Origin of the sequence: Curtobacterium citreum (genome assembly GCF_006715175.1) — a bacterium.
Lineage (GTDB): Bacteria > Actinomycetota > Actinomycetes > Actinomycetales > Microbacteriaceae > Curtobacterium > Curtobacterium citreum.
In genome coordinates, this window is record NZ_VFMQ01000001.1 from 2223227 (window position 1) to 2235617 (window position 12391).

The window sequence follows — 12391 nt, forward strand, 5'->3', positions numbered from 1 at the left end:
ACGGACTTAAAGGACGCTGACGTGGTCAACCCTACCGGGACTCCTGGTCCCCTGCGACCGTCCGGCCGGACGGTGCGGCGTCGTCGTCGGCAGCGCCGGCGGAGGGAGCGGTGGCCGCCTTCGCCGACGGTGCACGGCCGCCCGCCACGGCGCCGAGCACGCCGTTCACGAAGCTCGCCGAGTCGTCGGTCGACAGCGACTGCGCGAGCTCGACCGCCTCGGCGATCGCCACCGCGTCCGGGACCTCCGGGTTGTACCGGAGCTCCCAGACGCCCATCCGCAGGATGCAGCGGTCGAGCACGGGCATGCGGGCGATGGACCAGCCCTGCGCGTGCTCCACGATCACCTTGTCGATGGCCGACCGGTCGTCGTCGACGCCCGTGACGATCTGCCGTGCGTAGTCCCAGCTCGAGGCGCGCTCGGGCTGGTCGAGGTGCCGGACGGTCTCGGTCGCCAGGACGTCGGCGATCGGGAGCTCACGCACCTCGGCCACGTACAGCATGTCGAGGGCGCGCTTGCGGGCCTTCGAACGAGCACTCATCGGGCGGACGCCTAGGAGTTGACGCGGCCGAGGAAGCTGCCGTCGCGCGTGTCGATCTTCACGGTGGTGCCGTTCTCCAGGTACAGCGGCACCTGGATGCGGTGGCCGGTCGCGATGATCGTCGCGTCCTTCGTGCCGCCGGAGGAACGGTCGCCCTGCAGGCCAGGCTCGGTCTCCACCTCGGTGACGATCGACGTCGGGAGCTCGATGTAGAGCGGGTTGCCCTCGTTCATCGCGATGGTGACCATCGCGGACTCGAGCAGGAAGTTCTTCGCGTCGCCGACCACGGCCTCGGAGACCGGGATCTGGTCGTAGGTGTCGGTGTCCATGAACACGTAGGACTCGCCGTCCTGGTACAGGTACTGGTAGTCACGGCGGTCGACGGTCGCGGTGTCGATCTTCGCGCCGGCGTTGAACGTGCGGTCGACGACCTTGCCCGAGACGACGTTCTTCAGCTTGGTGCGGACGAACGCGCCGCCCTTGCCCGGCTTGACGTGCTGGAACTCGACGACCGACCAGAGCTGCCCGTCGATGATGAGAACGGCGCCGTTCTTGATGTCAGTGGTACTCGCCATGGGTCTTCCGTTCGATGGTGTTGTGAAGGTCTCCCGGACGTGCGTCCGGTCCCGACGGCGGCCGGGAGGCCCGTGCCGACGCCCCGACGAGTGTAGCGGACGGACGCGGGACGGCCAGGCGCGACGGCGGGCGCGGGGCGGCGGGCGCGAGCCGGCGGGCGCGAGCCGGCGCGCGCGGGTCAGCGCCGACCGCGCGGGTCAGCGTCGTCGGCGTGCCCGCCACGCGTCGACCGCGGCCCACACGAGGAGCACGACGGCCGCGCCGCCCAGCAGCCCGCCGGCGGCGCCGGTGGACAGGACCGCCGTCGGCCGGGCCGGCATCGCCAGGTACACGATCGACAGCACCCCCGCACCCGCGCCGAGCAACACCAGGAGCACCCGGCGGAGCAGTCCCGACACGACCTCGCGGTCCCGCCGGTCCGAGAACAACCGGATGTTCACGGCGAGCTTGCCGTTCTCGAGCGCCTCGCCGATGCGGTCCACACGCCGCGGCAGCCGACGGACCGTGGACACGACGCCGAAGAGCTCACGGATCGCCAGGTCCCGCACCGCACGGGGGCGCAGCTGGTCCCGGATCTGCCCCCTGGCCAGGTCCCGTGACTCCTCGAGCAGGTCGAACGACGGCGCGAGCGTCCGGAGCGTGCCCTCGAAGATCGCCAGCGCACGTGCTGCCGCGACGAAGTCCGGCGGCGGCTTGAGCCGGTAGCGACCGAACACGGCGACGGCGTCGTCCACCGTCTCGACGCCGATCCGCGCACCGGGCCCGAGCTCGTCCGCGACGAACGCGGCGATGTCCCGGCGGAAGTCGGCTTCGTCCTCGGGGTTCCGGACCGGCGCCATCCGCAGCACACCGTCGGCGATGCGCGCGGTGTCGTCCTGGATGTACCCGGCGAGCAGGTCCTGCACGGTCTCGCGGAGCCCGGGGTCGAGCCGCCCGACGGACCCGAAGTCGATGAGCGCCGGGCGGCCGTCCGGCAGCAGCACGACGTTCCCCGGGTGCAGGTCGGCGTGGTAGATCCCGTCGAACACCACCTGCCGCAGGAACGCGTCGAGGACGGCCCGCATCGGCTCGTCGAGGTCCCGCGTCGACCGGGCTGCGCGCAGCGCGCTGAGGGTCTCGCCCTCGAGGAACTCCATGACCATGACGCGACGGCTCGACAGGTCCCGGTAGGGCTCCGGGAACGCCACGGCGTCCGGTCGAGCACTCCGTGCCTGCGCGGCCCGGAGCGCCGCGAGGTTCCGCATCTCCGACGAGAAGTCCACCTGGCGGACCAGGTCGTCGGCGTACTGCTGCGCGACGTCGGCGACCCCGACCTGCCGCGCCTCGGTGCTCGTCCGGGCCAGGAACCGCACCACGCGGAGCGCGATGTCGACGTCGCGACGCACCGCCGCGTCGATGCCGGGGCGCTGGACCTTCACCGCCACGACCGTGCCGTCCTGCAGCGTCGCACGGTGCACCTGCGCGATCGAGGCGGCGGCGACCGGCTCCGGGTCGAAGCTCGCGAACACCTGGTCGACCGGGGCACCGAGCTCCTCCTCGAGCAGGGCGGCGACCGCGCCGGCGTCCGCCGGGGTCACGCTCCGTTGCAGGTGCGCGAGCCCCTCGGTCCACTCCTCCGGCAGCAGGTCGTCCCGCGTCGAGAGCAGCTGGCCCATCTTCACGAAGCCGCCGCCGGCCTCCTCGAGGGCCCGCCGCAGGTGTTCCGCCTGGTCACGGCGCAGGTCGGCGGTCTCGGGGGCGTGCGAGAAGTCGAGCCGGCGGAAGGGCAGCAGACGGTGACGACGGGCGATCGCGAGCAGCTCGGCGAAGCGGCGGCCACGGGACCGCAGGCTGCCGGCGTCGGCCTCCTGCTGACCGAGCTCGCTCAGACGGGGCGGGGTGGGCACTGGACCAGTCTGCTCCCCCGCCCTGCGCACCTGCCGCGCTCCTCCACGGCCTGGAGGCACGGCGCGCTTTCCACAGGTCGGCTCGCCTCCGACGTCGGCGTGCGCCCGGCGCGCGACGTTGGGTGGCACGGAGACCGCACTCGTCGCGGCGAACATCGCCGCCCTGGCGTCCTCTGTCGGCGCCGTCGTCAGCTGGTTCGGCGCGTTCCAGGCGCGACGGACCGTGATCCGCCACCACGCCTGGGAACGCTTCACCTGTGCGCTCCGTCAGCAGCCGCACGACCGTGCGTACGACATCTCGATCGCTGTGCTCCGGAACCTCGCGACCGTATCGTGGTGGCCGAAACCGGATCGCCGACTGGCGTACCGCGCGCTCCGTCGTCGGGAACGGGCCGCAGCCGACGCCGAACGACGGCAAGGACCGACCGCTGGACAGGAGGCCGACTCATGAGGATCTTCCGACCACTGCCGGACGCACTCGACCCAGACCGTGACGACGACGAGTACTGGGCGTGGGAGAACGGGGCCACGCTCGACGAGTTCCGCGAGTGGGAACGCACCGGTGTGCTGACCGTCTCGATGCGCGTGCGGTGGTGGTGGCGTCGGACACGACCCACGCTGCGGTGATCCCGCGCGGAGCTAGATGTACTCGGCCGTGACGTTGGTGACCCTTCGGGGGTTGTGACGCGACGAGGCCTCCTGGCTTGATGGAGCTGTCTAGTTCTGCCACTGCCAGGAGGCCTCTGTGTCCCACGCTAACGCCCGATTGACCCTGCACGGACGTCGATTGCTTGTCGCCCGCGTCGTCGATGATCGCCGTCCCGTTGCGCACGTCGCGAAAGAGCTCGGCGTCTCTCGTCAGTGCGCGCATCGGTGGGTGCGCCGGTTCCGCGCTGAGGGCGCCGCCGGCTTGTCGGATCGGTCGAGTCGTCCTCGCAGGATGCCGACGAAGACGAGCCCGGAACGCGAAGCGGTGGTCCTCGCTGCCAGGACCCGGCTCCGGTTCGGTCCCGTCAGGCTCTCCGCGGAGACCGGTGTCCCGGCTCGGACGATCTCCCGCATCCTCGCCCGACATCAGGTCCCGCCGTTGGCGTGGCTGGACCCGGTCACGGGAGCGCTGATCCGAGCGACCAGAGCAACGACGAACCGCTACGAGCACGAGCATCCCGGCGACATGGTCCACGTCGACGTGAAGAAGCTCGGCCGCATCCCGGACGGCGGCGGCTGGCGCGTCCATGGCCGCAAGGAGGAGTTCAGGGGACGCGGGATCGGCTTCGACTACGTCCACGCGGCCGTCGATGATCGCACTCGGCTCGCCTACGCGGAGATCCACCCCGACGAGAAAGGCGTGACAGCAGCCGGGTTCCTCACGCGCGCCGCTGCCCACTTCGCCCGCCATGGCATCCCCAGGATCGAGCGGGTGATCTCGGACAACGCGTTCGCCTACCGGCACTCGGCCGCGTTCAAGGACGCAGTCGCGGCGCTGGGCGCGCGGCAGAAGTTCATCAAGCCCCACTGCCCGTGGCAGAACGGCAAGGTCGAGCGGTTCAACCGGACCCTCGCGACCGAGTGGGCGTACCGGCAGCCTTTCACCAGCAACCAGGCCCGAACTGACGCGCTTGCACCCTGGATCGAGCACTACAACACTGAACGGATCCACTCGAGCCACGGACTCACGCCCGCAGCCCGAGTGTCAACAACCTGACGGCTCAGTACAGCTAGACCCCGACCTCCTGGTACGCGGTGAAGAGCAGGTGGTCCTCGGGCCCCTCGAGCGTGACCGGCTTGCCGACCCCGTCCAGGATGATGAACCGCAGCATGCCGGCCCGGGCCTTCTTGTCCCGACGCATCGTCGCGAGCAGCCCCTCCCACCGGCCGAGCCCGTAGGAGGTCGGGAGCTCGAGCGACTCCAGGATCGAGCGGTGCCGGTCCACGGTGGCGTCGTCGAGGTGCCCGGTCAGGCGCGCGAGCTCGGCTGCGAACACCATCCCGACCGAGACCGCCGCGCCGTGTCGCCACTGGTAGCGCTCGGCGTGCTCGATGGCGTGGCCGAGCGTGTGCCCGTAGTTGAGGACCTCGCGACGGCCCTGCTCGGTGAAGTCGTCCGACACGACCTCGGCCTTGAGCGCGATCGCGAGCTCGACGACGCGGCGGAACTCCGGCGTCGTCGGGTCCGTGACGCGTGCGACGTCGGCCTCGATGACGTCGAGGATCTCCGGCACGGCGATGAAGCCCGCCTTCACGATCTCGGCGAACCCGGTCAGGATCTCGTTCCGGGGCAGCGTCCGTGCCAGGTCGAGGTCAACGACCACGGCGCGCGGCGCGGAGAACACCCCGACCAGGTTCTTGCCCTCGTTCGTGTTGATGCCGGTCTTGCCCCCGACGCTCGCGTCGACCATGCCGAGCACGCTCGTCGGGATCGCCAGGAAGGGGACGCCGCGGAGCCACGTCGCCGCGACGAAGCCGGCGAGGTCCGTGACCGCACCGCCGCCGAGCCCGATCACGGCGTCCGTGCGGGTGAAGTCCGCCTGGCCCATGACCTGCCAGCAGAACGCCGCCACCTCGACGCGCTTGGCCCCTTCGGCGTCCGGCACCTCGGCGATCAGCGCTTCGAATCCAGCGTCGGCGAGTGTCGCGCGGAGCTCGTTCGCCCGGGCGCCGAGCGTCGGGGCGTGCACGATCAGGACCTTGGCGACGCGCGGACCGAGCAGCGCCGGGACGGACCCGAGCAGGCCGTTCCCGACCGCGACGACGTACCCGCCGTCACCGCCGACCCGGATCTCGGTGGTGCCCTCGGGCAGGTTCGACTCGGTCACGGTGTCCCTCCGGTGGTGGTGTCCTGCGCGGTCACCCACGCGACGACGTCCTGCACGACGTGCGACATCGGCCGCCGCGAGGTGTCGAAGGTGGCGTGCGCCAGTTCGGCGTAGGTGGCGGCCCGGGCGTCCAGGATCGTCTGCCAGGCGTCGATGCCGCCCTGGGCGAGCAGCGGGCGGTCGCTGCCGGCGATGCGTTCAGCCACGGCCTCGGGTGAGACGGTCAGGAGCACGACCCGCGCCCCGGCCATGGCGTCCCGGGTGTCCGCGTGGGTGACGGCTCCCCCGCCGACCGAGACGACCCCGCCGGTGGCGATCGCGTCCCGGACCGCCCGGGCCTCGAGCTCCCGGAACGCCGGCTCCCCGCGCTCCGCGAAGATGCCCGGGATCGGGCCGTGCTCGCGCGCGATGACCCGGTCGGTGTCGGTGAACGGCACGCCGAGCGCCTTCGCGACGCGCTTGCCGACGCTCGACTTGCCGGCGCCCATCGGGCCGATCACGACGACCGGCCCGTGCGGCGCCGGGTCGGGCGTGCTCACCAGGCGGTCGAGGGCTCGGCGGCGTCGGTCCGCCGGGAGCGGAGCGTCTCCGGGATCGCGGCCAGGTAGCCGTCGAGGTTCCGCTTCGTCTCGGCGAGGCTGTCCCCGCCGAACTTCTCGAGCACGGCGTCGGCGAGCACGAGCGCGACCATGGCCTCGGCGACGACGCCGGCGGCGGGCACCGCGCAGACGTCGCTGCGCTGGTGGTGCGCCGAGGCGTCCTCGCCCGTGGCGACGTCGATGGTGTGCAGGGCGTGCGGGATCGTCGCGATCGGCTTCATGCCGGCGCGGACGCGCAGCACGGTGCCGGTCGACATGCCGCCCTCGGTGCCGCCGGCGCGGTCGCTCGTGCGGATGATCTCGCCGTCCTCGCGGTACAGCTCGTCGTGCGCCGCCGACCCCCGTCGCCCGGCGGTCGCGAAGCCGTCACCGACCTCGACCCCCTTGATCGCCTGGATGCCCATGATCGCGGCGGCGAGACGGGCGTCGAGTCGACGGTCCCACTGCACGTGGGAGCCGAGTCCCGGGGGCACGCCGTAGAACAGGACCTCGACGACGCCGCCCAGGGTGTCGCCGTCCTTCTTCGCGGCCTCGACCTCGGTGACCATGCGCGCTGAGGTCTCGGCGTCGAAACACCGCAGCTGGTCCTCGTCGAGCCGGTCGACGTCGTCGGGCTGCGGCAGGTCCGTGCCGTCCGGCACGCGGACGGTACCGACCTGCAGGGTGTGCGCGACGGACCGGATGCCGAGCTCGGCGAGGAAGGACTTCGCGACGGCGCCGAGCGCGACGCGGGCCGCGGTCTCACGGGCGGACGCGCGCTCGAGGATCGGACGCGACTCGTCGAAACCGTACTTCTGCATGCCGACCAGGTCGGCGTGACCCGGACGCGGGCGGGTCAGCGGGGCGCTGCGACCGCGCGACATCTCGGTCTGCTCGACGGGCTCGGGGCTCATCACCTCGACCCACTTCGGCCACTCGGTGTTGCCGATGCGGATGGCGATCGGGCTGCCGATCGAGTACCCGTGGCGGACACCGCCGGAGACGTGCAGTTCGTCCTGCTCGAACTTCATGCGGGAGCCCCGGCCGTACCCGAGCTTCCGCCGTGCGAGGTCGGTGCGGATGGACTCGAACGACACCGGCACACCCGCGGGCAGGCCCTCGAGCATCGCGATCAGTTCGGGTCCGTGGGACTCACCAGCGGTCAACCAACGAAGCATGTCGACCATCCTCCCACAGCGCACCACCGTGCGACGCGGCAGCCGGACCGGCTCACTGGACCGATCTGCTCACTGGTACGACGGGTGCGCCCGCAGCCAGGCCCGGAACTGCGCCACCGCGGCCTCGTGCTGCGGCAGGGTGTCGGAGAACACGGTCTCGCCGGTCTCCAGGTTCACCGTGACGAAGTACAGCCAGCTCCCGCTCGCGGGCTGGGTGACGGCCTTGATCGCGACGTCGCCCGGGTTCGAGATCGGTGCCGGCGGCAGGCCCTTGTGCTGGTACGTGTTGTACTTGTTCCCCGCGTCTGCGCGCTCGGCGTCGGTCGTCGTGACGGTGTGCGTGTTGCCCGTCCCGTAGGCGACGGTCGCGTCGGACTGCAGCGCCATCCCCTGGTCGAGACGGTTCTGGAACACGCGCGCGACCTTCGGGAAGTCGGCTGCGACGCCGGCCTCCTTCTGCACGAGCGAGGCGAAGATGATCACGCGCTCCTGGTCGGCCTCGGCGACGCCCGCTGCGGCGAGGTGCTGCTTCATCGTGTCGACCATCGACTGGAAGTACTGCTTCGCGCTCCAGCCCGGGTTGATCGGGTACGTGGCCGGGAACAGCCAGCCCTCGAGCGTCGTGGTGCCGGCCGGCAGCCCGTAGGCCTGCACGTCGGCGGCCGCGGACGAGACCTCTTCCTTGGTGAGACCGGCCTTCGAGACCATCCCGGCCTCGATGTCCTGCAGGGCCGTGCCCTCGGGGATGACGATGGAGGCCTGCACGCGGCTCTTCTCGTCCTGCAGTGCCGCGAGGGCCGACTTCGCGCTCATCTCCTTCTTGAGCGCGTAGGAGCCCGGCTGGAACTGCACGTTCGGCGACGTCAGCAGCAGCTTGTAGAACACCTGCGAGCTCTTCACGACACCGCTGCGTTGCAGCGTCTTCGCGACGTCCTCGCCGATGTCGCCCTGCTTGATCGTGATGGTGACCTTGCTCGTCCCGGATCCGGAGTAGTCGTCCGACTCCTGGGCGCCGCTGATCGCGCCGATCACCTGTTGGATCTTCGGTGCCGCGAACGCGTACGCCCCGCCGCCGGCGGCGAGCACGACCGCCACGATCACGATCCCCGCGATCAGCGGTCCGCGTCGTCGCTTCGGCCGCGGCTCGCGCGGCGGCCTGGAGGATCGCCCTCCGCCGCCACGGCCGTCACGTCCGCCGCCTCCCGCGGCCCCGCCGCCGGGTGCCGCACCGCCACCGGCGGCTGCGGCACCACCGACGAGCCCGGCGTTCCGGGCTGCGTCCGCCGGCACCTCGCCGGTCAGGAGCGCTCGCACCTCGGGGTGGAGCTCGTCGTGGTGCTGCGCGACGGGAGCGTCGGCCGGCGACGTCGGTCGCGTGCTGTCGGCGTCGTCGCCGTCCCGTCGACCGCGGGCCGCCTCGGCGGCGCGGGCTTCGCGGCGGGACAGCGGCTGGTCGGCGCTCGTCGGACGTTCGGTGTCGTCGGGTCGTGCCGCGGGCTGCTTGCGCCCGTCGGCGTCGTCACCGGGCGCGATGATCGCGTTCCAGTCCAGGTCGTCTGCCAACGGATCCTCGGTTCCTCGGGTCGGGGGCTCCGCCTGGTGGTGTCGGTCCGGGTACGACGGTCGGTGGCGGCGTCCTCGTCGTCGGCCGACCGGTCAGGGGAGCGTGGCGCCGGGGGCGGCGCTGGACGCACGCTCGTGGTCGAGCGCGTGTTGCAGAATGATAACAGCGGCCGCTTGGTCGATCACGGCCCGGGACTTCTTCGTGTTCTTGCCCGCCTGGTGCAGGCCGCGCTGGGCCGTCACGGTCGACAGACGCTCGTCGACGAGCCGGACCGGACGGTGCCGTGCGATCCGCTCGGCGAACGCGCGGGCGTCGGCGGTCGAGGGCGTGTCGCCGCCGGACATCGACAGCGGCAGTCCGACGACGACCTCGAGCACGTCGTACTCGTCGGCGATCGCCAGGATGCGCCCGAGGTCCCTGCTGTCGTCGCGTCGCACGGTCTCGACCGGGGTGGCGAGCAACCCGTCCCGGTCGCACACGGCGACGCCGATCCGGGCGCGACCGACGTCGATGCCGAGTCGTCGCCCGGACCGCATCGTCACCGTCAGCCCGCCAGGCGCGCGGTCACCGCACGCAGGGCCGCCGGCAACGCAGCCGGGTCGGTCCCGCCGCCCTGCGCCAGGTCCGGCTTGCCGCCACCGCCGCCGCCGAGCACGCCCGCGGCCTCCTTCGCGAGGGGTCCGGCCTGGACGCCCGCAGCGCGCGCGGCGTCGTTCGTCACGACGATCACGACGGGCTTGCCGCTCACGACGGCACCGAGCACGACCACGGACGCACCGTCGCCGAGCTGTGCGCGCACGCCGGTGGCGAGCGAACGGAGGTCGTCGGCGGACTGGACGCCGTCGACCGTCTCGGCGACGACGGTCGTCGCGCCGACGGTCGTGGCCTGCTTCGCGATGCTCGGCACCCGCTGCTGCAGGTTCGCCGACTCGAACTCGGCGATGCGCTTCTGGGCGGCGCGGAGGTCCTCCATCAGGCTCTGCACGCGTCCCGGTAGGTCGTGCCGCGGCGCCTTGAGCGCGCTGGACAGCTGCGAGACGATCGTGCGCTCGACCGCCAGGTCACGGAAGCCCTCGAGCCCCACGAGCGCCTCGACGCGGCGGTTCGTCGAGCCGACGCTCGACTCCCCCACCAGGTTGACGAGGCCGACCTGGGCGCTCGAGGCGACGTGCGTGCCACCGCAGAGCTCACGGGACCACGGGCCGCCGATGTCGACCATGCGGACCTCGGCGCCGTACTTCTCGCCGAAGAGTGCCTGGGCGCCGAGGGCCTTCGCCTCGTCGAGCGGCAGCACGCGGGTGGAGACCTCGAGGTCGGAGCGGATCGCGGCGTTCACGACCTCCTCGATCTCGGAGCGGGTCGACGTCGAGACCGGCTGCGACCAGGAGAAGTCGAGGCGCATGTAGCCGGACTTGTTGTACGAGCCGGCCTGCAGCGCCTCCGGGCCGAGCACGTCGCGGAGTGCGGCGTTCACGAGGTGGGTCGCGGAGTGCGCCTGGGTCGCACCGCGGCGGTACTCGGCGTCGACGACGGTGGTGGCGGCGTCGCCGACGCCGACCTCGCCGGACCGGACCTGGACCTTGTGGCTCCAGAGCCCGGCGACCGGACGCTGCACGTCGAGGACCTCGAGGTCGAAGCCGTTGCCGACGATCGAGCCCTGGTCCGCGTCCTGGCCACCGCTCTCGGCGTAGAGCGAGGTCTCACCGAGGATGACCTCGGCGATGTCGCCCGCGACCGCGCGGTCCACGCTGACACCGTCGACGATGATGCCGAGGATCGCGGACTCCGCCTCGAGCGCGTCGTAGCCGAGGAACACGGTCTCGCCTGCGGCGCGGAAGGCACTGTAGACGCTCAGGTCGGCGAGGGCCGTCTTCTTGCTCTTCGCGTCTGCCTTGGCACGGGCACGCTGCTCGGACATGAGCGTGTCGAACGCGGTGCGGTCGACGACGACGCCCGCCTCCTCGGCCATCTCCATCGTCAGGTCGATCGGGAAGCCGAACGTGTCGTGCAGCAGGAACGCCGTGTCGCCGCCGATCGACGGGGCGCCGTCCTGCTTCGCACGCTCGACGGCCACGTCGAGGATCGTCGTCCCCTGCGCGAGCGTGCGGAGGAAGGTCTCCTCTTCCGCGTAGACGGTGCGCGCGATGCGGTCGTACTGCTCCGCGACCTCGGGGTAGGCGTCCCGCATCGCGTCGCGCGACGCCGGGAAGAGCTCGGGGAAGGTGGCGCCCTCGACGCCGAGCAGGCGCATCGCGCGGACCGTGCGGCGCAGGAGTCGGCGGAGGATGTAGCCGCGTCCCTCGTTCGACGGCGTCACGCCGTCCGCGACGAGCATGAGCGACGAGCGGACGTGGTCGGCGATGACGCGCATGCGGACGTCGTCCTCGTGCACGGCGCCGTAGCGGCGGCCGGAGATCTCGGCCGCCTTGTCGAGGACCGGGCGCACCTGGTCGATCTCGTACATGTTGTCGACGCCCTGCTTGATGAACGCGACGCGCTCCAGGCCCATGCCGGTGTCGATGTTCTGGTTCGGCAGGTCGCCCGTGATGTCGAAGTCGACCTTCGACCGCACGTTCTGGATCTGGTACTGCATGAACACGAGGTTCCAGATCTCGACGTAGCGGTCGTCGTCCGTCGCAGGACCGCCGTCGATGCCGTACGCCGGGCCGCGGTCGAAGAAGATCTCCGAGCAGGGGCCAGCAGGACCGGGCTGCCCGGTCGACCAGTAGTTGGTGTCCTTGCCCAGGCGCTGGATGCGCTCGTCGGGCAGCGACGAGTGCTGCTTCCAGAAGGCGATCGCCTCGTCGTCGTCCTCGTACACGGTGACCCACAGGTCCTCCGGGTCGAAGCCGAGGCCCCCGTCGGACTCCGACGACGTCAGGAACTCCCAGGCGTACTGGATCGCCTGCTCCTTGAAGTAGTCGCCGAACGAGAAGTTACCGTTCATCTGGAAGAACGTGCCGTGCCGCGGGGTCTTGCCGACCTCTTCGATGTCGTTCGTGCGGATGCACTTCTGCACGCTCGTGGCGCGCGGGTACGGCGCCGGGACGAGCCCCGTCAGGTACGGGATGAACGGCACCATGCCGGCGACCGTGAACAGGAGCGACGGGTCGTCGGAGACGAGCGACGCGGACGGGACGACGGTGTGCCCACGGTCGCCGAAGTACTGGAGCCAACGGCGGCGGATCTCTGCGGTCTGCATGGTGCTTCCTGGGTCGAGGAGTCGGTGGGAGGGTGTGCGCGGGGACGCGG

Annotated in this window: 11 protein-coding genes; 2 read left to right on the forward strand and 9 right to left on the reverse strand. The window is 71.5% G+C overall.

Translation table 11 applies throughout. From position 1 onward, the window contains the following. Window positions 1–31 precede the first annotated feature (31 nt). The 3 genes from nusB to FB462_RS10575 all read right to left on the reverse strand — a co-directional run bounded on the left by nusB (window position 32) and on the right by FB462_RS10575 (window position 3003). Window positions 32–541 carry a transcription antitermination factor NusB gene (nusB, locus tag FB462_RS10565; protein WP_083519979.1) on the reverse strand — a complete coding sequence of 170 codons (510 nt, stop codon included), beginning with the start codon at window positions 539–541 and terminating at the stop codon, window positions 32–34. A gap of 11 nt (window positions 542–552) precedes the next feature. Then, window positions 553–1116, reverse strand: coding sequence for an elongation factor P (efp, locus tag FB462_RS10570; protein WP_058742126.1), 564 nt, complete (start codon window positions 1114–1116; stop codon window positions 553–555). Window positions 1117–1314: 198 nt separating this feature from the next. After that, the gene (locus FB462_RS10575) at window positions 1315–3003 is read right to left on the reverse strand and encodes an ABC1 kinase family protein (protein ID WP_167510090.1); all 1689 of its coding nucleotides are present in this window, start codon (window positions 3001–3003) and stop codon (window positions 1315–1317) included. A gap of 447 nt (window positions 3004–3450) precedes the next feature. On the opposite strand from FB462_RS10575, the gene FB462_RS10580 reads away from it, so the two are divergent. Then, window positions 3451–3630, forward strand: coding sequence for a hypothetical protein (locus FB462_RS10580; RefSeq protein ID WP_058742123.1), 180 nt, complete (start codon window positions 3451–3453; stop codon window positions 3628–3630). 118 nt (window positions 3631–3748) lie between these two features. Continuing rightward, window positions 3749–4708, forward strand: coding sequence for an IS481 family transposase (locus tag FB462_RS10585; protein ID WP_114851556.1), 960 nt, complete (start codon window positions 3749–3751; stop codon window positions 4706–4708). 13 nt (window positions 4709–4721) lie between these two features. Here the strand turns inward: FB462_RS10585 and aroB are convergent, their stop codons facing one another. The 6 genes from aroB to alaS all read right to left on the reverse strand — a co-directional run bounded on the left by aroB (window position 4722) and on the right by alaS (window position 12341). Next, a complete protein-coding gene (aroB, locus tag FB462_RS10590; RefSeq protein ID WP_373286841.1) occupies window positions 4722–5819 on the reverse strand; it encodes a 3-dehydroquinate synthase in 1098 nt (365 codons plus the stop codon). Further along, window positions 5816–6358, reverse strand: coding sequence for a shikimate kinase (locus FB462_RS10595; RefSeq protein WP_373286840.1), 543 nt, complete (start codon window positions 6356–6358; stop codon window positions 5816–5818). Before FB462_RS10595 ends, aroB begins: the two co-directional genes overlap by 4 nt. Then, window positions 6355–7575: a chorismate synthase gene (gene aroC / locus FB462_RS10600; RefSeq protein WP_141861823.1), complete on the reverse strand. Its 1221-nt coding sequence runs from the start codon at window positions 7573–7575 to the stop codon at window positions 6355–6357. The genes FB462_RS10595 and aroC overlap by 4 nt, the downstream gene beginning before the upstream one ends. 69 nt (window positions 7576–7644) lie before the next feature. Beyond that, the gene (gene mltG, locus FB462_RS10605; protein ID WP_141861825.1) at window positions 7645–9138 is read right to left on the reverse strand and encodes an endolytic transglycosylase MltG; all 1494 of its coding nucleotides are present in this window, start codon (window positions 9136–9138) and stop codon (window positions 7645–7647) included. A gap of 93 nt (window positions 9139–9231) precedes the next feature. Then, complete coding sequence (gene ruvX, locus FB462_RS10610) at window positions 9232–9675, reverse strand: Holliday junction resolvase RuvX (protein ID WP_058742143.1); 444 nt, start codon at window positions 9673–9675, stop codon at window positions 9232–9234. 8 nt (window positions 9676–9683) lie between these two features. Beyond that, window positions 9684–12341, reverse strand: a complete 2658-nt coding sequence (gene alaS / locus FB462_RS10615) for an alanine--tRNA ligase (protein WP_141861827.1) — start codon at window positions 12339–12341, stop codon at window positions 9684–9686. Window positions 12342–12391 lie beyond the last annotated feature (50 nt).

What these genes read in the sequence shown, in the direction of transcription:
- efp (WP_058742126.1), bottom strand. Translation starts at nt 1,116, where the DNA reads ATGGCGAGTACCACTGACATCAAGAACGGCGCCGTTCTCATCATCGAC.
- nusB (WP_083519979.1), bottom strand. Translation starts at nt 541, where the DNA reads ATGAGTGCTCGTTCGAAGGCCCGCAAGCGCGCCCTCGACATGCTGTAC.
- FB462_RS10580 (WP_058742123.1), top strand. Translation starts at nt 3,451, where the DNA reads ATGAGGATCTTCCGACCACTGCCGGACGCACTCGACCCAGACCGTGAC.
- alaS (WP_141861827.1), bottom strand. Translation starts at nt 12,341, where the DNA reads ATGCAGACCGCAGAGATCCGCCGCCGTTGGCTCCAGTACTTCGGCGAC.
- aroC (WP_141861823.1), bottom strand. Translation starts at nt 7,575, where the DNA reads ATGCTTCGTTGGTTGACCGCTGGTGAGTCCCACGGACCCGAACTGATC.
- ruvX (WP_058742143.1), bottom strand. Translation starts at nt 9,675, where the DNA reads ATGCGGTCCGGGCGACGACTCGGCATCGACGTCGGTCGCGCCCGGATC.